Genomic DNA, 19,130 nt, shown 5'->3' with positions numbered 1-19,130 from the left:
GCCTGGCCAGATCGACCCGCGCGTCTTCGATACCGGTGCTGCCGGGACACGCAATACTGCGTCTCGGCCCGGGTGAGGGCTCAGCGCTCGTTGCGGGCCTTCGGGAAGCGGGTCTGGCGGGCGACCCAGCCGGCCATCTGGGCGAAGTGGCCCTTGCGCGGGGTGACGACGGAGGTGAGTTCGCGGTCCCATTCGTCGGCCTCGGTCAGGCCGTCGACGGTTTCCACGAGGCGCTTGGCTTCGGCGAGGGAGCCGACGACCCGGTCGCCGAGGATGCCGTCCTGGCCGACCAGGGTGACGCGGACGCCGATGCGGCCGAGGGGCTGCAGGACGGCGGTCGCGGAGCCGCCGTGGTCGGCGACAAAGCTCTTGACGGAGCTCACGACGGAACCCGACAGGTGCACGGGGGTGGCGGCTTCAACGCTCATGGGCCCTACTTTACCGACCGGTAGGCCTCAGTCCATACCTGCGGGGTGCAGGTCACTCCGCGTCAGTGCTAGAACTGAATCTCATGCGCGCCATTCAGGTTTCCGAGCACGGTGGTCCCGAAGTCCTGCAGTCCGTCGAGGCGCCCGACCCGAAGCCCGGTCCGGACCAGCTCCTGGTCGACACCCAGGCGGTCGGCGTCAACTACATCGACACCTACTTCCGCACCGGCATGTACCCCCAGACCGTGCCCTACATCCCCGGCTCGGAGGGCACCGGCGTGATCGCCGAGATCGGCGCGAACGTCACGGACTTCCAGGTCGGTGACCGGGTCGCCTGGTGCGCCGCTCCGGGGAGTTACGCGGAGCAGGTCGCGGTCGGCGCGGCCGTGGCGGTTCCGGTGCCGGACGGCGTGGATGCACCCGTCGCGGCGTCGGCCCTGCTGCAAGGCATGACCGCACACTATCTGCTGGAGTCGGTGTACAAGCCGGAACCGGGCGAGACGGTGCTGGTGCACGCGGGAGCGGGTGGTGTCGGGCTGATCCTGACCCAGCTGGCCACCGCGCGCGGAGTGCGTGTGATCACCACGGTGTCCTCCGATGAGAAGGAAGCGCTGTCCCGGGCGGCCGGCGCCGCCGAGGTGCTGCGGTATTCCGACGACCTCGGCGCTCAGGTCCGTGAACTCACCGACGGCGTCGGCGTGGCCGCCGTCTACGACGGCGTCGGCAAGGACACCTTCGAATCCAGCCTCGCCTCGCTGCGCGTGCGCGGCATGCTCGCCCTCTTCGGCGCGGCGAGCGGCCCCGTCCCGCCGTTCGACCTGCAACGCCTCAACGGCCTCGGCTCCCTTGTGGTCACGCGCCCGAAACTGAACGACTTCACCCGCGACCGCGCTGAAATCCTCTGGCGTGCGGGCGATGTCTTCCAGGCGATCGCCGAGGGCCGACTCGAGATCCGCGTCGGCGCCACCTACCCCCTCGCCGACGCGCAGCAGGCTCACCGAGACCTGGAGGGCCGCAAGACAACCGGCTCCATCGTCCTGCTGCCCTGACCCCAGCTACCCCCGCACGGTGGTGACGTGGCTGTGCACACAACGCCAGCCACTCGCCCCGCGAACGAACACATCGGTCGTCCACTCGTCGGCGTCGAACCGTTTGCCTTGGTAGTGGGCGGTATTCGTCACGCGGGCGGTATACACGCCGGTATCGCCATACACCTCGACCCGCGCCTCCCCCACCTCGTCCATCGCCGAATGCGTCAACCCGCCCGAGCCGATCAGTGCGAGAAACTCCGCGCGGGTGCTGATCCCGGTGTCGGAGACAATCACCCATTCATCGGCCATGAACCCGCCGATCCGCTCCGGATCATTGGACACCATCGCTGCGGCCCAATCCCGCGCGACCGCATGGATCTCCGCTGCTGGGTCGGGCGCTCCGGTCATCCCGCAATGCTAGGCGGTGCCTCAGTACGTTCGCCGATTCTCGACCGTATCGGGATCAGCTGAAGAAGCTGCCGATCGTGTCCCAGCCGAGCACCGAGTCGACCGCGAGGCCGCAGAAGACAACGGCCAGGTAGTTGTTGGATTGCAGGAACAGCCGCAGGGGTTTCACGGATTCGCCGCGGCGTACACCGGAGTACAGCTGGTGCGCCATGAGCAGGAACCAGGCGCCCGCGACCAGGGCCACGGCGGCGTAGATGACGCCGGTCGCCGGGACCAGCGCCAACGTGGTGAGGACCGTCAGCCAGGTGTAGATGACGATCTGTTTGGTGACCACCTGCTCGGTGGCGACCACCGGCAGCATGGGGACGCCCGCCGCGCGGTAGTCCTCCTTGTAGCGCATCGCCAGCGCCCAGGTGTGCGGCGGCGTCCAGAAGAAGATGACCCCGAACAGGGCGATCGCGGGCCAGCCGATGCCACCGGTGACCGCCGACCAGCCGACCAGGGCGGGCATGCAGCCGGCGGCGCCGCCCCACACCACGTTCTGCGAGGTGCGGCGCTTGAGGCCCAGCGTGTAGACGAAGACGTAGAACAGGATCGTGGCGACCACGAGCAGGCCGCTGAGCAGATTCGCCTGCCACCACAGCCACGCGAAGGACGCGAGACCGAGCACCACACCGAAGATGAAGGCGTTGCGCGTCGGCACGGCCTCGCGAGCGAGCGGGCGCTTGGCGGTGCGCTTCATCACCTTGTCGATATCGGCGTCGGCGACACAGTTCAGCGTGTTGGCGCTGGCCGCGCCCATCCAGCCGCCGAACAGCGTGGCCAGCACCAGGCGGATGTCCACGTTGCCGCGGTCGGCGAGCAGCATGGTCGGAATCGTCGCGACGAGCAGCAGTTCGATGACCCGCGGCTTGGTCAGCGCGATGTAGGCGAGGGGACGGCGCAGTAGTCGGGAAGCGAGCCCGTCGCCCTGCAACCGATCGGCGAGCGCTGTCGAAGAGCCGTGCGCGTCCGCGATATTGCCCGGCGCAGGAGCGGGATTGTCACCCGGCTGTTGCCCAATCCGCACTGTCTCTCCTCGCACGTTTGTGCATCGCATCCGGCCATGGGATTCGCAGCGCGCGGCCCCAACGGCGCGGCTACTACTACAGAGGATGGTAGACCCTCGACGGTGGCACCCCCGCCCGCGCCCCCCGCTCGGCAGGCCCGCGCGCGGGCGTTTAGACCGCTCGGTAGTCGTCAATACCTGGCGGTAACCCGGGTTCCCGCCATGCCGGTCATGGGGCACATCTAGGGTGGTGTGGACATCCCCGGAACACGTCTTGTCGCAGTAGTGCGTCCGGGTGGTTGTCACCACACGCCGCATTGCCAGATCGCTTGCGACTGCTCGCAGCTCGCTCGAACAGACCAGCCGAAACCAATGTCAGGAGAACCTCGGTCGTGTCAGTCACAGACGACATCCGCGCCCTCACTCAGCCGAACCACCCGGACGACTGGACGGATCTGGACACCAAGGCCGTCGACACAGTACGGGTGCTCGCCGCCGACGCGGTGCAGAACGCCGGAAACGGTCACCCCGGTACCGCGATGAGTCTCGCGCCGCTCGCGTACTCGCTCTACCAGCGCGTGATGCGCATCGACCCGAGCGATCCGAGCTGGGTCGGCCGGGATCGGTTCGTGCTGTCGTGCGGTCACTCCAGCATCACCCAGTACATCCAGCTGTACCTGGCCGGTTACGGTCTGGAACTGGACGATCTGCGGTCGCTGCGCAAGTGGGGTTCGCTGACCCCGGGTCACCCGGAGTTCCGGCACACCGACGGCGTCGAGATCACCACCGGCCCGCTCGGCCAGGGTCTGGCTTCCGCGGTCGGTATGGCCATGGCGGCGCGGCGTGAGCGCGGCCTGTTCGATCCGGACGCCGCGCCCGGCGCGAGCCCGTTCGATCACTTCGTCTACGTCATCGCCTCCGACGGTGACATGGAGGAGGGCGTGACCTCCGAGGCGTCGTCGCTGGCGGGCACCCAGCAGCTGGGCAACCTGGCCCTGATCTACGACGACAACAAGATCTCCATCGAGGACGACACCACCATCGCCTTCACCGAGGATGTGGCCGCGCGCTACGCCGCCTACGGCTGGCACGTGCAGGTGGTCGAGGGCGGCGAGGATGTCGTCGCGATCGAGTCGGCGCTCGAGGCCGCCAAGGCGGAGATCTCCAAGCCGTCGATCATCGTGTTGCGCACCATCATCGGCTTCCCGGCCCCGAACAAGATGAACACCGGCGCCGCACACGGCGCCGCGCTGGGTCCGGACGAGGTGGCCGCCACCAAGAAGATCCTCGGCTTCGATCCGGAGCAGAGCTTCGAGGTGGCCCCCGAGGTCATCGCGCACACCCGCAAGGTGATCGAGCGCGGCCAGGCGGCGCACAAGCAATGGCAGCAGCAGTTCGACGCGTGGGCGGCGGCCAACCCGGAGCGCAAGGAGCTGTTCGACCGGCTCGCCAAGCGTGATCTCCCCAAGGGCTGGGCCGAGAGCCTGCCCACCTGGGACGCCGATCCGAAGGGCATGGCCACCCGCAAGGCCTCCGGCAAGGTGCTCGCGGCGCTGGCGCCGGTGCTGCCGGAACTGTGGGGCGGTTCGGCCGACCTCGCCGAGTCCAACAACACCACCATGCCGGACACCCCGAGCTTCGGCCCGGAGACGATCTCGACCGGGATGTGGAAGGCCGACCCGTACGGCCGCACCCTGCACTTCGGTGTGCGCGAGCACGCCATGGGCGCCATTCTCAACGGCATCGCGCTGCACGGCCCCACCCGCCCGTACGGCGGCACCTTCCTGGTGTTCTCCGATTACATGCGCCCGGCGGTCCGGCTCGCCGCGCTGATGCGCGTGCCCGCGATCTACGTGTGGACCCACGACTCCATCGGCCTCGGCGAGGACGGCCCCACGCACCAGCCGATCGAACACCTGGCCGCGTTGCGCGCCATCCCCGGCCTCAATGTGGTCCGCCCGGGCGACGCGAACGAGACCGCCTACGCCTGGCGCACCATCCTCGAGCGGGATTCCGCCGAGCACACCTCGCACTTCTCGGTGTCGGAGATGCCGCACCAGGACGGCCCGTCCGCGCTGGCGCTGACCCGTCAGGATCTGCCGATCCAGGAGGGCACCAGCTTCGAGGGTGTGAAGCGGGGCGGCTACGTGCTGGCCGAGGCTTCCACCGGCACCCCGCAGGTGATCTTGATCGCCACCGGTTCGGAGCTCCAGCTCGCCGTCGACGCGCGCACTACGCTGGAGTCGCAGGGCGTCGGTACCCGCGTGGTCTCGATGCCGTGTGTGGAGTGGTTCGACGCGCAGGACAAGGCATACCGCGACGAGGTGCTGCCGCCCGCGGTCCGGGCCCGGGTCGTGGTCGAGGCCGGTATCGCGATGCCGTGGCACCGATTCGTCGGTGACGCGGGCGAGATCGTCTCGATCGAGCACTTCGGCGCCTCCGCCGATTTCAAGACCCTGTTCCGCGAGTTCGGTATCACCACCGAAGCCGTTGTCGCTGCCGCGCAGCGCACGCTCGATAACGTGAAGGGATAGAACCAATGTCGCAGAACGAGAATCTCGCCGCCCTCTCCGCGGCCGGTGTCTCCGTCTGGCTCGACGACCTCTCCCGGGACCGCATCCAGTCCGGCAACCTCGCCGAGCTGATCAACACCCGCAGCGTCGTCGGAGTCACCACGAACCCGACCATCTTCCAGACCGCGCTGAGCCAGGGTCACGCCTACGACAAGCAGGTCGAAGAGCTTGCCGCACAGGGCGTGGACGTGGACGCCGCGATCCGCACCATCACCACCGACGACGTGCGCGCCGCCTGTGACGTGCTCGCCGGGGTGTACGAGGCATCCGGCGGCGTCGACGGCCGGGTCTCCATCGAGGTCGACCCGCGCTTCGCGTTCGACGCCGAAAAGACCACCGCCCAGGCCATCGACCTGTGGAAGACCGTCGACCGGCCGAACCTGTTCATCAAGATCCCGGCGACCGAGGCCGGGCTGCCCGCGATCAGCGCGACGCTCGCCGAGGGCATCAGCGTCAACGTGACGCTGATCTTCTCCGTCGCCCGCTACCGCGCGGTGATGGGCTCCTACCTCGACGGCATCAACAAGGCCAAGGGCGCGGGCCATGATCCGGCCAAGATCCATTCCGTCGCTTCGTTCTTCGTCTCCCGCGTGGACACCGAGATCGACAAGCGGCTGGAAGCGATCGGCACCCCGGAGGCGCTGGCGCTGCGCGGCAAGGCCGGTGTCGCCAATGCCCGCCTCGCCTACGCCGAGTACCAGGACGTCTTCGACGGCGGCAAGCACACCTCCACCTACGCGCACCTGGCCGCCTCGGGCGCGAACCGGCAGCGGCCGCTGTGGGCCTCGACCGGTGTGAAGAACCCGGACTACTCCGACACGCTCTATGTCACCGAACTGGTCGCCAAGAACACGGTGAACACGCTGCCGGAGAAGACCTTGGAGGCCTTCGCCGACCACGGGGAGACCCGCGGCGACACCATGAGTGGCACCGCCGAGCAGGCACAGGAGGTCTTCGATCAGCTCACCGCCGTCGGCGTCGACCTGAACGACGTGTTCGAGGTGCTCGAGCGCGAAGGCGTGGAGAAGTTCGAAAAGTCTTGGGGCGAACTGCTTTCCGCCACCACCGAAGAACTGCGTGGAGCAGGGAGCAACTGACAGCGATGGCCGGCACAGCAGAGGTCAACAAAAACCCGCTGCGTGACGAGCGGGATAAACGCGTTCCGCGCATCGCGGGACCGTGCAGCATGGTGATCTTCGGGGTCACCGGCGATCTGTCCCGGAAGAAACTGATGCCGGCCATCTATGACCTGGCGAACCGGGGGCTGTTGCCCCCGGGTTTCGCGCTGGTCGGATTCGCGCGGCGCGATTACGCGCAGGAAGATTTCGCGCAGGTCGTGCTCGACGCGGTGAAGTCGCACGCGCGCACGCCGTTCCGGCAAGAGGTCTGGGATCACCTGGCGGAGGGTTTCCGCTTCGTCCAGGGCAGCTTCGACGACGACGCCGCTTTCGCCAAGCTCGCCGAAACTCTGGCGCAGCTGGACAAGGAACGCGGCACCGGCGGCAATCACGCCTTCTACCTGTCGATTCCGCCGGACATGTTCCCGGTGGTGCTCGATCAGCTCTCCGAGCACAAGCTGGCCCATGGCCCCGGTCCGGTCGCCGACGGGCGCCAGCCCTGGCGGCGCGTGGTGATCGAGAAACCCTTCGGGCACGACCTGGAGAGCGCCGTCGAACTCAACTCCCTGGTCAATCGGGTGTTCCCCGAGGAGACGGTGTTCCGCATCGATCACTATCTCGGCAAGGAGACGGTGCAGAACCTGCTGGCGCTGCGTTTCGCCAACCAGTTGTTCGATCCGATCTGGAACGCCAACTACGTCGACCATGTGCAGATCACCATGGCCGAGGACATCGGATTGGGCGGCCGCGCGGGCTATTACGACGGCATCGGGGCCGCCCGCGACGTCATCCAGAACCATCTGCTGCAGTTGCTCGCACTCACCGCGATGGAGGAGCCGATCAGCTTCCAGCCCAAGCAGTTGCAGGCCGAGAAGATCAAGGTACTCTCGGCGACGAAACTCGTCGAGCCGCTGGACGAGACGACCGCGCGCGGCCAGTACTCCGAAGGCTGGCAGGGTGGCGAGCATGTGGTCGGGCTGCTCGACGAGGAGGGTTTCGACCCGCAGTCGCGCACCGAAACCTATGCCGCGATCACCCTGGAGGTCGACACCCGCCGCTGGGCCGGAGTGCCGTTCTATCTGCGCACCGGAAAACGCTTGGGCCGCCGGGTGACCGAGATCGCGATCGTGTTCAAACGCGCACCGCACCTGCCCTTCGATCAGACCATGACCGAGGAACTGGGCCAGAACGCCCTGGTCATCCGGGTGCAGCCGGATGAGGGCATCACCATGCGATTCGGCTCCAAGGTGCCCGGATCCAGCATGGAGGTGCGCGACGTCAATATGGATTTCAGCTACGGCGAAGCCTTCACCGAATCCTCCCCCGAAGCCTACGAACGTCTGATCCTGGATGTGCTGCTCGGGGTGCCGTCGCTGTTCCCGGTCAACGAGGAGGTCGAATTGTCTTGGAGCATCCTCGATCCGGTGATCGATCACTGGGCCGCGGGCGGTAAACCGGAGTCCTACGAGGCCGGCACCTGGGGTCCGGCCTCCGCCGAGGAGATGCTGGCGCGCACCGGCCGGGAATGGCGGCGCCCGTGATCGTCGACATGCTCGACACCACCACCGGCGCGGTCACCAAACGCCTGGTGCAGCTGCGCGAGAGCAACGGTGTCATCACCATGGGCCGGGTGCTCACCCTCGTGGTGTGCACGCTGGACAGCTCCGAAGCCGAAGACGCGATCGACGCCGCCAACGACGCCAGCCGGGAACATCCGTGCCGCGTCGTGGTACTGGCGCGCGGTGACCGGGAGTTGCCGACCAAACTGGACGCGCAGATCCGCGTCGGCGGCGATGCCGGCGCGGCCGAGGTCATCGTGCTGCGGTTGCAGGGTGAGCTGATCAACCACGAATCCAGTGTGGTGATCCCGTTCCTGCTGCCCGATACCCCGGTGGTGGCCTGGTGGCCGCGCGGGGCCCCGGAATTCCCGTCGAAGGATTCGGTGGGCCGGTTGGCCACCCGCCGCATCACCGACGCCACCTTCGCGCCGGATCCCCAGGCCACCATCAAGAAGCGCCTGGACTCCTACGCACCGGGCGACACCGACCTGGCGTGGAGCCGAATCACCTATTGGCGCGCGCTGCTCACCGCCGCACTGGATGAACCGCCCTACGAGCCGATCGAGAAGGTGACGATCTCCGGTCTGCGCGAGGAACCCGCACTGGACATGCTGGCCGGTTGGCTGGCCGGCCGGCTCGGCTGTCCGGTGCATCGCAAGACCGGCGAACTCCGGGTGGAGTTGCACCGTTCCTCGGTGTCCATCGCCATTCAGCGCCCGCAGCACGGCCGCACCGCGACCCTGACCCGCACCGGCGACCCCGACCAGCGAATCGCCTTGGCCCGCCGCGAAACCCGCGACTGCCTCGCCGAGGAACTGCGCCGCTTGGACGCCGATGAGATCTACGTAGCAGCCCTCGCCGGAATCGAGAAGGTGATCTATGACTGAGCGCACCCCCGCCGACACCGTCGAAGTCCATCCGGATGCCGAAGCCCTGGTCACCGCGGCCGCCGCCCGTTTCGTCGAGATCGTGGTCGCCGCCCAGGCCGCCCGCGGCTCGGCCTCGGTCGTGCTCACCGGCGGCGGCACCGGGATCAGCATGCTGGAACGGGTCCGCGAGTCCCCCGGCGCCATCGACTGGTCCGAGCTCGACATCTTCTGGGGCGACGAACGTTTCGTCCCCGCCGGTGACGGGGAACGCAACGAGCTCCAGGCGCGCGAGGCGCTGCTCGACCACGTTCCCGTCGACCCGTCGCGCGTCCATCCGGTCGCGGCTTCGGATAGCGAGTACCCCGACCCGATCGAGGCCGCCGCGGAGTACTCGGCGGCCGTACACGCCCATCTCGCCGAACACGGCTCCTTCGACCTCCATCTGCTCGGTATGGGCGGCGAAGGCCACGTCAACTCGCTGTTCCCGGACACCGACGCGGTCCGCGAGACACACGAACTCGTTGTCGCCGTGACGAATTCGCCTAAACCCCCGCCCGTGCGAGTCACTTTGACGCTGCCCGCCGTCCGCCGCTCCCGGCAGGTGATGCTGGTCGTCGCCGGTGCGGGGAAGGCCGACGCGGTCGCCGCCGCCATCGGTGCCGCGAAACCGGTCGACATCCCCGCCGCCGGTGCGCAGGGCATGGAGTCCACCCTGTGGCTCCTGGACAAGGACGCGGCCGCCGCCCTGAGCTGACCGACCGCTTCGTACCGGAATACTTCCGGTACGAAGCGCACCGGTCGGGATATTTCCGCGGAATCGGCATGGAATCTGGCCACCCGGGCGGCGTTCGTCGGGAATGATCGCTGCATGACCGAACAGCGAGTCGATCTGGATGGGCGGTTTCGCGCCGCGATCTCCGCGCTGACGCCGACGGAGGCGGGTCCGGATGATACGGGTGGGTTCACCGGCGGCGAACTGCTTGAGCTGTTCGAATCGCAGGCCGCGAGCAGGCATCTGGATCTGGCGGCGCGGAAGCTGGGCGCGCAGCGGCGCGGATATTACAGCATCGGGTCGTCGGGACATGAGGGCAACGCGGCGGTGGCCGCGGCGCTGCGGGTGACCGATCCGGCGTTGCTGCACTACCGATCGGGAGCCTTCTTCGTGCAGCGGTGCCGAGGGCTTCCGGGCTCGGATCCGATTCGAGACGTGCTACTGGGAGTGGTTGCGGCGGAGGCGGATCCGATATCCGGTGGCCGGCACAAGGTGTTCGGTAGCAAGGCCGCCAACATCATCCCGCAGACCTCGACCATCGCCTCGCACCTGCCGCGGGCCGTCGGGTTGGCGTTCGCTTTGGAACGGGCCGCGCGCTTGGGGATTTCGACCGAGTGGCCTGCGGATTCGGTGGTGCTGTGCAGTTTCGGGGATGCCTCGGCGAATCACTCGACGGCCGTGGGTGCGATCAATACCGCGATCCACACCGCACACCAGGGCGTTCCGATGCCGATCCTGTTCGTGTGCGAGGACAACGGGATCGGTATCAGTGTGCCGACACCCCCGGATTGGATCGAGCAGGCCTACGGTGTCCGGCTGGGCTTGCAGTACTTCTATGCCGACGGCTGCGACCTGATCGACACGCTCACCACGGCTTCCCTTGCGGCGCAATGGGTTCGACAGCATCGGAAACCGGCTTTCCTGCGGTTGCGAACGGTGCGGCTGCTGGGCCACGCGGGCTCCGACGTCGAGTCCGCCTACCGCCGCCCGGCCGACATCGCCGCCGACCTGGACCGTGACCCGGTCCTGGCGACCGGCCGGATGCTCGTCGCCGCCGGTGTCGCGACTCCGGAGCAGGTGCTCACCCGCTACGACGAGATCGCCCGCCGAGTCGCGGACATGGCCGAATCGGTACCGGAGGAGCCGAAACTGACCTCGGCCGCCGCCGTCACCGCTCCGCTCGCCCCCACCCATCCGGATGAGGTGCGCGCCGACGTCCTGCGCTCGTCCGAAACCCACGCGCACCAGGTACAGCACGCCGCAAACGCTGATCCGGGCACCTCCAGCGCGCAATCCCCCGACCCGGACAACTCCGGCACACAGCCTGCCGCACCCGCTGAACCGGCGAACTTCAGCACACAGCCCACCGAACCCTCGCAACTGGCCACGTCCACGGCACAGCACGCCGACTCCGCCGAAACGGACACCTCCACGGCACAGCCCGATCCCGACGCCCCGGATGTCCGGGGTGAACAGCCGCCGACAGGCTCCCACGCTCGCCTAACAGGTCCAGCAGCGGATCAGCGCCGTTCGGGCGGCGGCGGTTCGGGCGGCGACAATCGAATGACGTTGGCGCAGGCCATCAATCGGACGCTCGCCGACCTGCTCCAGCGCGACCCCGATGTCCTCGTGTTCGGTGAGGACGTCGGGCGCAAGGGCGGCGTCTACGGCGTCACCAAGGGTTTGCAGAAGCAGTTCGGGGCGCGCCGGGTCTTCGACACCCTGCTCGACGAGCAGAGCGTGCTCGGCACGGCGCTCGGTGCCGGTCTGGCCGGTTTCGTGCCGATTCCGGAGATCCAATATCTCGCCTACCTGCACAATGCCGAGGATCAGCTGCGCGGCGAGGCGGCCACGCTGTCGTTCTTCTCGCACGGCCGGTACCGCAACCCGATGGTGGTGCGGATCGCCGGACTCGCCTATCAGAAGGGGTTCGGCGGGCACTTCCACAACGACAATTCGCTGGCGGTCCTGCGCGACATTCCCGGTCTGGTGCTCGCCGTGCCCGCGCGCGCCGATGACGCCGCCGCCATGCTGCGCACCTGCGTATCAGCCGCCCGGGTCGATGGCCGCGTGTGTGTTTTCCTCGAACCCATCGCTTTGTACCACGCCCGCGACGTGCACATCGGCGACGATGCCTGGCCCGCGGCGATCGACGGCGAGCATGTGGAATTCGGCAGTGCCCGGGTCTACGGGGACGGCACCGACATCACCCTCGTCACGTTCGGCAACGGTGTCCCGATGTGTCTACGCGTGGCACACCGCCTGCACGAGCACGGGCACAGCGTCCGCATCGTGGACCTGCGCTGGCTCGCTCCCCTGCCGCTCGATGATCTGCTCGAGCATGCCCGGGCCACCGGCCGGGTCCTGGTAGTGGACGAAACCCGCCGCAGCGGCGGCGTTTCCGAGGCAATATGCTCCGCACTGATCGACGCCGACTTCGAAGGCCGCATCGCCCGCGTCACCAGTGCGGACAGCTTCATTCCGCTCGGCCCCGCCGCCGCCACCGTCCTGCTCGACGAAGCCGCCATCGAGACCGCGGCGGGCAAACTGCTCACCGATTAGCGCATGGAAAGGACAGCCGCATGACCACGATGTCCACGCTCGGCGAGGTGCGTCCCGAGCATGATCGCGAGGCCGACCTCGTCCTGCTGCACTATCTGCGATCTTTCCGCCTGCCGGTCCCCGAGGTCTGGTCCGCCTGCACCGGCCGCGGCCAGCTGTCCCGCTGGCTGGGAACGGTGTCCGGAGACGGCGGCAACCTGACCGTCCAGCCGCTCGGCGGCCCCGTGCCCGGCCCCCTCGCCGTCCGGGTGGAACACTGCGTCGCCCCGCACGAACTGGCCCTCCATCTCGACGGCTGTGTCGTCGAACTGCGCCTCACTCAGGTCGGCGTCCTCACCAACCTCGAACTCGTCCGCCGCCACCTCTGCCCCGCCGAGGCTCCCGAGGTCGGCCCGCGCTGGCAGTACGTCCTCGACCGCCTCACCGCCTACCTGGCCGGCAAGCCACTCCCGCACTGGTCCGAATATCCGCCGTTGGCAAGCGAATACCGCTAGCGCGACCGGTCAGAAGAAGAAACCCGCGACGCCCGTGCCCGGTTCGGCTCGGGCAGCGCGGGCCCAGCCGACGCAGGACTCGATGGCTTCGAGGACATACGGATCCAGGTCCGCGTACTGCTCGGGGGTCGTCGCCGCCCACTGCTCCAGCAGTTTCGCGCACTCGTCGGCGGTCCATTCGCCGTAGCACGGCACGAATTCCGGGCGCGGTAACGCGGCGGGGAGACTGCCGTACCAGAAGTCGCCGACCCGGGCGTCCATACCGAGCGCGGCCATGCCCTCGTCGACGAGTTCGAGCCAGCCGCTGCGGAACGGGCTGAACGAACTGTTGTCGAGGAAACGCCCGTGGAATTCACAGATCGCCTGGTACGCATAGCCATACAGATGCCCGTAGGAGTCGTCGAACGGGCCTCCGTCGAGCACCGCCCGCACTGCCTCGTACTTCTTCGGCGCGCCCACCGCGATCTCGTCGGCGAAGTACTCGTCGTCGTGAGCGAACCGCGCTTCGAACCGTCCGACGATCCTCCGCCGCAGCTCGTCGTCCCCGGATCCGATCGCGGACCGGACTTTGTCGAGATCGACCAGGTAGAGGCTCAGGCTGTAACTCATGGCGCGACAGTATCCGGGGCGACCGACAGATTCGCTTATCGAAACCTTATGAGCTACAGCCGATTCCACGGCCGCTAGGCGGGTTCGAACAACTCCCGGAGGTGACCGACGAGCAGCGCGTTCACCTCGTCGGTGCGTTCCAGCTGGACCAGGTGGCCGGCGTCGGAGATCTTGGTGACCGCACGCAGGTGTGGCACGTGCGCCTGCATGGTGCCCAATGGATCTCGGCCGCTGAAGCCTTCCATGTCGGGATCGCGGTCGCCGTACATGAAGTAGGCCGGGACGGTGACTTTCGCGTCGGCGTAGTCGGCGGTGAGTTCCCAGTTGCGGTCCAGGGCACGGTACCAATTCAAGCCGCCGGTGAAGCCGGTGCGATCGAATTCGGCTGCGAGAGTGTCGATATCGCTTTCCGCCAGCCAGCGCCACGGCAGCGCCGGAGCTTGCGGGAGCACGTCGAGGTACCCGGTGCCCTCGGCCGGATGCTGCCAGGTGTCGAGGTAGTGATAGTCGGCGCTGAGGGAGAAGTAGACACGTTCCAGGAACGCCTTCGGGTTCGCCGCCAACTCGGCGTCGGCGACACCGGGCCGCTGGAAGTAGTCCAGATGCAGGAAATGCCGTTTCGCCGCCCGCGCCCACAACTCCGACGGCGCCTTGGGCGGGCGGGGCGCGAACGGATTGTTCAGCACGATGATGCCGTGGACCCGCTCCGGCGCCCGCAACGACAGCTCCCACACCAACTGCGCGCCGAAGTCCAAGCCGACGAACACCGCCTTGTCAGCGCCGATGTCGTCGAGCAGCGCGAGCAGATCTCCGATGACCGCCTGATTGGTGTAGGCGTCCGGGTCATCCGGGACTTCCGTGCGGCCATAACCACGCAGGTCCGGTGCGATGGCGCGATATCCGGCCGCCGCGACGGCCGGGAGTTGCCGGTGCCACATGTACCAGGTATGCGGGAACCCGTGACAGAAGACCACCGGATGCCCTTCGCCCTGTTCGGCGATATGCAATCGCCCACCCTCGGTTTCCACGAACCGATGCGCCGGCCCCTGCTCTGCAACCACGCTGCCTCCAAACCTAGAACGTGTTCTCATTTTCACGGTAGTGTCTCGGAGTCGTGAGTGGAATAGCGCAAAGGCTCGACGGAAAAATCGCGGTGGTCACCGGAGCCAGTCGCGGCATCGGCAAGGGCATCGCCCTGGAACTGGGGGCGGCGGGCGCCACGGTGTACGTCACCGGCCGCACAGCGACCGCGGGCCGGCTCCCCGGCACGGTGGCCGAAACCGCCGCGCAGATCGGCGAACTCGGCGGCACCGGAGTTCCGGTCGTCTGCGATCATCGCGACGACGACGCCGTGCGCGAACTGTTCGACCAGGTTCAGAAGGACCACGGCAAGCTCGACGTCCTGGTCAACAACGTCTACAACTCCCCCGCCGCCGCCCGCTGGCTCGGCAAACCGTTCTGGGAGGTACCGCCCAAGGCATGGGACGAGACCTTCGATATCGGAGTCAGATCCCACTATGCCGCAAGCTATTTCGCCGCGCCGCTGCTGATCGAGGCGGCGGGCCTGATCGTCAACATCTCGTCCCCGGGCGCGGAGCGCTATATGCACAACGCCGTCTACGGCGTCGCGAAGACCGCCCTCGACCGGCTCACCGCCGACATGTCGCACAACCTCGCCGACACCGGCGTCACGGTCGTCTCCCTCTGGCCCGGCATCGTGGATACCGAACTGCTGCAACTCGTTCCGGCCGACGCCGACGGCAAACGCCTCGTCACGCTCCCCGGCGAAGGCACCTACGACCTGGCCGACGCCGAAACCCCGCGCTTTCCCGGCCGCGCGGTCGTCGCCCTCGCCGCCGATCCGAATCGGAAGGCGCGCAGCGGCAACGCCTTCCGGGTAGCCGATCTCGCCGAGGCATACTCCTTCACAGACGTCGACGGGCGCGTGCCCCGCGCCGACTGAGCAAACGAAACGCACAACGAGTACGACGAGCCGCCTTCGCGCAGAACCACTGTCTTGTCGATCGGGAAGTGTGTGTACCGGCGGGAGAAGGTACGTCACGCTGCATGATCGACGCTATGGACGAATCACCCAGGGCGCGACGAGAAGCCGAGCTGGTCGCGTACTACGACAACGAGTTGCACGAGCGCGCGGATCGCGCGCTGCCGACTGCTCGGGTAGCGCGGCGGACGAAGTTCGTGGACCTGCTGCTGCGCGAAGAGGTGGACAGCGTGCTCGAAGTCGGCGCGGGGCCGGGGCGGGACGGCGCGGTCTTCGCGGCGGCCGGACTCGCCTACACCGGCGTCGACCTGGCCCCGCAGAGCGCCGTGATCGCCCGTTCGCTCGGCCTGGACGTCCGAGTGGCTTCGGTGCTGGACCTGCCGTTCGAGGATGCGACCTTCGGAGCGGGGTGGACGATGAGCACCCTGCTGCACGTCGCCGATGGGGACTTGGATGCGGCGCTGGCGGAGATCATCCGAGTACTACGACCCGGCGCTCCGCTCGCGATCGGATTATGGGGCAACGAGACCGGCGGCGAGTACCACTGGGACGACAGCTCCGCACACGGCCCGGCGCGATTCTTCAGTATCCGGACCGACGACACCCTCCGCACCACGCTAGCGCGCCACGGAACCCTGGAAGAGTGGCTGACCTGGCGGGACGGCGGATCGATGCACTACCAGTGGGCTGTACTCAGAACGGCACAGCGCCGAACCTCGGAAACCGAACTCAGGCGAACTTGATCTCCAGGCCGATGCCCAGGATGGCGATCAACCAGATCAGGCCGGTGAAGATGGTCAACCGGTCGAGGTTCTTCTCGACGACGGTGGAGCCGGACAGGCTCGATTGCACGCCGCCACCGAAAAGGCTGGACAGGCCTCCACCCTTGGCGCGGTGCAGCAGCACCAACAGCACCAGCAGCACGCTGGTGACGATAAGGAGGATATCCAGGAACATCCGCATGGCGATCAGTGTATGGGGTGCCGCCCCCAGCCCCTAATCGACCCGGCGGAATCGTGTGGTCACACGGCTACCAGGTGGGTGATGCGATCCACACCGACGGTGTAGCGCGACACCTCCTGCTCGCGCAGGTAGTCGTTGGCGGTGAGCCGCTCCTGGTGCTGATGCATGTGCTCGGCCCAGGATCGCACCACGAACGCCTCCACGTATCGGTCGAGCACGCCGACATCGCGGTACAGCCGCCACTCCATCGCGCCCGTGCGCTGCCGGGACCGCCCCACGAACACCATCGCGGCGAGGAAGTCGTCGGCGTTCTCCGCGGGCACGTCGTAGCTGCGCAGGACCAGGACCGGTCCGTCCTCGGGTTCGGGCTCGATCACCAGTTCCGGCTCGGGCCAGTGCGCGGAGGGGGTCAGATCCAGTTCCTCGGCGTTGTGCCGGATCGGCAACCACACGCTGCTGATCGCGCTGCACGCGAGCAGCACGGCGGCGATGACCAGCGCGGACACCGCCCCGAGGGCGTTCGCGACCAGACCCCAGACCAGCGACCCGAGGGCCTGCCCGCCCATGAACACGAGCAGATACACCGACAACCCGCGGGCCCGCACCCAGCCGGGCAACAGCAGCTGCATGGTCGCGTTCATGGTCGACATCGCCAGCAGCCAGGCCAGGCCCGCGCCCACGAGAAGCAGCAGCACCACCGGGACGCACAGCGCGTCCAAGCCGGCGGCCTGCATCCAGCGGGGCAGCACCGCCGAACCGGCCGAGGCGAGACCGAACAGCACCGCCGCCGCGGTCAACCGTTGCGTCGGCGTCAACAGCGCCCGGATTCGGGACAGACCGAGCGCGCCCAGCACCGCCCCGACGCCGAGCGCGCCGAGCATGAGGCCGTAGCCCGCTGAGGACAGCCCCAGTTCCGCGCGCGCGATCACCGGCAGCAACGCCCACAACGCGCTGGCCGGCGCGATGAACAGGATCGACCGCAGCAGCACCCGCCGGATCGCGGGGGCGGCCCGGATGAATCGGGTCCCCGCCTGCAACGCCGCCAGCGGGCGTTCGGTCGGCAGTTTGCGGGCGGTCGCCGGTCGCTTCCATACCGCGAGCGCCGCCACGATCCCGACGAAGGAGACCGCGTTGAGCGCGAACACCAGCGTCGGCCCGGACAGCGACACCAGCACACCGGCCAGCGCGGGCCCCACTGCCCGGCCGATATTGATGTTCATGCTGCCCAGCGCGGCGGCCGACGGAATCTGCTCGCGCACAACCAATTCCGGCTGGATCGCCTGCCACGCCGGACCGGTCAGCGCCTGACCGCAGCCGATCAGGAACAACAACGTCAGCAGGACGCCCGGTGTGGTGTGCCCGGTCGCCGTCGTCACCGCCAGCACCGCGGCCAGCACCGCCATCGCCGACTGCGCCCCGAGCAGCAGCCGGCGCCGGTCCACCAGATCGGCGATCACTCCGGACGGAATCGCCAGCATCATCACCGGCAATGTGATCGCGGTCTGCACGAACGACACCAGCGCCGCCGCGTTCGGCTCGTCGACCAGAATCCACTGCGCACCGACGGTCTGCATCCAGGTGCCGAGGTTGGAAACCAGCTGCGCGATCCACAGTGACCTGTAGATCCGCGACTGCAGGGGTGCCCAGGTGGAAATGGGAGTCGTCGCGTCGGCAGTGGTCACTCGGGTGAGCATATCGCCGGAGCCGGCGACCGCCCGCGAACACCGGGGTGAACCGCTCGATCAACTCGGCACAACCGCCCCGCTCAGCGGCATGTCACCGTTAGAATCGCGCCATGACGGCGGAGCGCAAAACCCGGAAGGTGACGATCACCCTTCCCGAGGAAATTGCGGCCACACTGGATCTTTGGCGAGCACGCGGTCAGATCAGTTCTGTCTCCGCGTATGTGGCGGATTCGGTGAAGGCGCGAATGGATCGCGCCGAGCTCGATCGGGTCGAAGCGCTCGCCAAAGTCGAAGAGGTGATCGGCGGCCCGCCGCCACTGGAGATGATCAACCGCGCCCGAGCGATGCAGGGCCTGCCTCCGTTATCGCAGAAGGAATTCGACGAGCGCCGTCCCGGTGCCGCGTGAGAACCTCCGACCGGGGGATCACAGCCGCGGGGGCGGCATACAAGGCAGTTTCGAGTCGGCCGAGCGCTAGCGGGGCGGAGTCGTGACGGACCGTAGTGAACTCAGTGGCGTTGTTTTCGACACCGCGGCCCTGACCGCTTGGGCGCACCGGGTGATGTACGCCCAATCCGTGGTGTGGACGACGTCGGAGGCGGGCAACACCTTGCTCGTGCCGGTGACGGCGCTGATCGCGGCCCGCGCCCTGATCCCGGTGCGCCGCCACGACATTCTGTCCGCGCTGCTGGACCTACCGAATACCGTCATCCGCGGATTGGATGGTCCCGCGAGTAGACAGGTGGGCGCGACCCTGCTCGGCCGCCGCGACGCGGACACCATGGTCACCGCCGGCCACGTCACCCTGGAAGCGGTCAACCGCGGCTGGTCCTGCCTCACCGACCGCCCCGACAAGCTCCGCGAGCTCGACCCCCGCGTCATCGTCGACGTACTCCCCTGACCGAATCGCTCGGCCCACAGCGGTCAGTCCTCACCCCAATGCGGTCAATCCCTACGGCTACGTCCGGGCCGCTGCCCTCCACGCACCTACCCGGCCAGCTTCCCGGCCG

19 protein-coding genes are annotated in these 19,130 nt (G+C 67.9%); 12 read left to right on the top strand and 7 right to left on the bottom strand.

Features of this window, described 5'->3' with window-relative positions; all coding sequences use genetic code 11:
* Positions 1-80: 80 nt before the first annotated feature.
* Complete coding sequence (locus tag BJ987_RS18290; protein ID WP_209891389.1) at positions 81-428, bottom strand: hypothetical protein; 348 nt, start codon at positions 426-428, stop codon at positions 81-83.
* Positions 429-511: 83 nt separating this feature from the next.
* Between BJ987_RS18290 and BJ987_RS18285 the strand changes: the two genes are divergently transcribed.
* Positions 512-1,477: a quinone oxidoreductase family protein gene (locus BJ987_RS18285; protein ID WP_209898659.1), complete on the top strand. Its 966-nt coding sequence runs from the start codon at positions 512-514 to the stop codon at positions 1,475-1,477.
* A gap of 6 nt (positions 1,478-1,483) precedes the next feature.
* Here the strand turns inward: BJ987_RS18285 and BJ987_RS18280 are convergent, their stop codons facing one another.
* On the bottom strand, positions 1,484-1,867 hold the full coding sequence (locus BJ987_RS18280; protein WP_209891385.1) for a nuclear transport factor 2 family protein: 384 nt from the start codon (positions 1,865-1,867) through the stop codon (positions 1,484-1,486).
* A gap of 55 nt (positions 1,868-1,922) precedes the next feature.
* Entirely contained in the window at positions 1,923-2,843 is a 921-nt protein-coding gene (locus BJ987_RS18275) for a heme o synthase (protein ID WP_245367207.1), read from the bottom strand.
* A gap of 464 nt (positions 2,844-3,307) precedes the next feature.
* Here BJ987_RS18275 and tkt point away from each other — a divergent pair, with 464 nt between their 5' ends.
* From tkt to BJ987_RS18240, 7 genes are all read left to right on the top strand, one after another.
* The gene (gene tkt / locus BJ987_RS18270; protein ID WP_209891381.1) at positions 3,308-5,449 is read left to right on the top strand and encodes a transketolase; all 2,142 of its coding nucleotides are present in this window, start codon (positions 3,308-3,310) and stop codon (positions 5,447-5,449) included.
* A gap of 5 nt (positions 5,450-5,454) precedes the next feature.
* On the top strand, positions 5,455-6,585 hold the full coding sequence (gene tal, locus BJ987_RS18265; RefSeq protein ID WP_209891378.1) for a transaldolase: 1,131 nt from the start codon (positions 5,455-5,457) through the stop codon (positions 6,583-6,585).
* 5 nt (positions 6,586-6,590) lie between these two features.
* Positions 6,591-8,147, top strand: coding sequence for a glucose-6-phosphate dehydrogenase (zwf, locus tag BJ987_RS18260; protein WP_209891375.1), 1,557 nt, complete (start codon positions 6,591-6,593; stop codon positions 8,145-8,147).
* Positions 8,144-9,052 (top strand): glucose-6-phosphate dehydrogenase assembly protein OpcA, encoded by a 909-nt coding sequence (gene opcA, locus BJ987_RS18255; protein ID WP_209891372.1) that lies wholly within the window; start codon positions 8,144-8,146, stop codon positions 9,050-9,052. The genes zwf and opcA overlap by 4 nt, the downstream gene beginning before the upstream one ends.
* A complete protein-coding gene (pgl, locus tag BJ987_RS18250; RefSeq protein ID WP_209891369.1) occupies positions 9,045-9,788 on the top strand; it encodes a 6-phosphogluconolactonase in 744 nt (247 codons plus the stop codon). Before opcA ends, pgl begins: the two co-directional genes overlap by 8 nt.
* Positions 9,789-9,902: 114 nt before the next feature.
* Complete coding sequence (locus BJ987_RS18245) at positions 9,903-12,368, top strand: thiamine pyrophosphate-dependent enzyme (protein ID WP_209891366.1); 2,466 nt, start codon at positions 9,903-9,905, stop codon at positions 12,366-12,368.
* Positions 12,369-12,388: 20 nt separating this feature from the next.
* The gene (locus BJ987_RS18240; protein ID WP_209891364.1) at positions 12,389-12,862 is read left to right on the top strand and encodes an SRPBCC family protein; all 474 of its coding nucleotides are present in this window, start codon (positions 12,389-12,391) and stop codon (positions 12,860-12,862) included.
* A gap of 9 nt (positions 12,863-12,871) precedes the next feature.
* On the opposite strand, the gene BJ987_RS18235 is transcribed toward BJ987_RS18240, so the two are convergent.
* Together BJ987_RS18235 and BJ987_RS18230 are read right to left on the bottom strand one after the other, a co-directional pair.
* Positions 12,872-13,471 (bottom strand): DUF7691 family protein, encoded by a 600-nt coding sequence (locus BJ987_RS18235; protein WP_209891360.1) that lies wholly within the window; start codon positions 13,469-13,471, stop codon positions 12,872-12,874.
* Between the two features lie 74 nt (positions 13,472-13,545).
* Entirely contained in the window at positions 13,546-14,532 is a 987-nt protein-coding gene (locus BJ987_RS18230; RefSeq protein WP_307869662.1) for an alpha/beta fold hydrolase, read from the bottom strand.
* Between the two features lie 53 nt (positions 14,533-14,585).
* On the opposite strand from BJ987_RS18230, the gene BJ987_RS18225 reads away from it, so the two are divergent.
* Positions 14,586-15,434 (top strand): SDR family NAD(P)-dependent oxidoreductase, encoded by an 849-nt coding sequence (locus tag BJ987_RS18225; protein ID WP_209891354.1) that lies wholly within the window; start codon positions 14,586-14,588, stop codon positions 15,432-15,434.
* 104 nt (positions 15,435-15,538) lie between these two features.
* Positions 15,539-16,216: a class I SAM-dependent methyltransferase gene (locus BJ987_RS18220; protein ID WP_209891352.1), complete on the top strand. Its 678-nt coding sequence runs from the start codon at positions 15,539-15,541 to the stop codon at positions 16,214-16,216.
* Here the strand turns inward: BJ987_RS18220 and secG are convergent.
* Complete coding sequence (gene secG, locus BJ987_RS18215; RefSeq protein ID WP_209891350.1) at positions 16,203-16,436, bottom strand: preprotein translocase subunit SecG; 234 nt, start codon at positions 16,434-16,436, stop codon at positions 16,203-16,205. The genes BJ987_RS18220 and secG overlap by 14 nt on opposite strands.
* A 59-nt stretch (positions 16,437-16,495) precedes the next feature.
* Positions 16,496-18,130, bottom strand: a complete 1,635-nt coding sequence (locus tag BJ987_RS18210) for an MFS transporter (protein ID WP_209891347.1) — start codon at positions 18,128-18,130, stop codon at positions 16,496-16,498.
* 101 nt (positions 18,131-18,231) lie between these two features.
* On the opposite strand from BJ987_RS18210, the gene BJ987_RS18205 reads away from it, so the two are divergent.
* Positions 18,232-18,528 carry a hypothetical protein gene (locus tag BJ987_RS18205; RefSeq protein WP_209891344.1) on the top strand — a complete coding sequence of 99 codons (297 nt, stop codon included), beginning with the start codon at positions 18,232-18,234 and terminating at the stop codon, positions 18,526-18,528.
* A gap of 82 nt (positions 18,529-18,610) precedes the next feature.
* Positions 18,611-19,021, top strand: coding sequence for a hypothetical protein (locus BJ987_RS18200; protein WP_209891341.1), 411 nt, complete (start codon positions 18,611-18,613; stop codon positions 19,019-19,021).
* The last annotated feature ends 109 nt before the right edge of the window (positions 19,022-19,130 follow it).

Origin of the sequence: Nocardia goodfellowii (assembly GCF_017875645.1) — a bacterium.
GTDB classification, from domain to species: domain Bacteria; phylum Actinomycetota; class Actinomycetes; order Mycobacteriales; family Mycobacteriaceae; genus Nocardia; species Nocardia goodfellowii.
This window is presented reverse-complemented; position numbering and strand designations above follow the sequence as displayed.

Coding starts and splice junctions, on each gene's coding strand:
- BJ987_RS18290 (WP_209891389.1), bottom strand. CDS start 428: ATGAGCGTTGAAGCCGCCACCCCCGTGCACCTGTCGGGTTCCGTCGTG.
- BJ987_RS18285 (WP_209898659.1), top strand. CDS start 512: ATGCGCGCCATTCAGGTTTCCGAGCACGGTGGTCCCGAAGTCCTGCAG.
- BJ987_RS18280 (WP_209891385.1), bottom strand. CDS start 1,867: ATGACCGGAGCGCCCGACCCAGCAGCGGAGATCCATGCGGTCGCGCGG.
- tal (WP_209891378.1), top strand. CDS start 5,455: ATGTCGCAGAACGAGAATCTCGCCGCCCTCTCCGCGGCCGGTGTCTCC.
- zwf (WP_209891375.1), top strand. CDS start 6,591: ATGGCCGGCACAGCAGAGGTCAACAAAAACCCGCTGCGTGACGAGCGG.
- pgl (WP_209891369.1), top strand. CDS start 9,045: ATGACTGAGCGCACCCCCGCCGACACCGTCGAAGTCCATCCGGATGCC.
- BJ987_RS18245 (WP_209891366.1), top strand. CDS start 9,903: ATGACCGAACAGCGAGTCGATCTGGATGGGCGGTTTCGCGCCGCGATC.
- BJ987_RS18240 (WP_209891364.1), top strand. CDS start 12,389: ATGACCACGATGTCCACGCTCGGCGAGGTGCGTCCCGAGCATGATCGC.
- BJ987_RS18235 (WP_209891360.1), bottom strand. CDS start 13,471: ATGAGTTACAGCCTGAGCCTCTACCTGGTCGATCTCGACAAAGTCCGG.
- BJ987_RS18220 (WP_209891352.1), top strand. CDS start 15,539: ATGATCGACGCTATGGACGAATCACCCAGGGCGCGACGAGAAGCCGAG.
- secG (WP_209891350.1), bottom strand. CDS start 16,436: ATGCGGATGTTCCTGGATATCCTCCTTATCGTCACCAGCGTGCTGCTG.
- BJ987_RS18210 (WP_209891347.1), bottom strand. CDS start 18,130: ATGCTCACCCGAGTGACCACTGCCGACGCGACGACTCCCATTTCCACC.
- BJ987_RS18205 (WP_209891344.1), top strand. CDS start 18,232: ATGACGGCGGAGCGCAAAACCCGGAAGGTGACGATCACCCTTCCCGAG.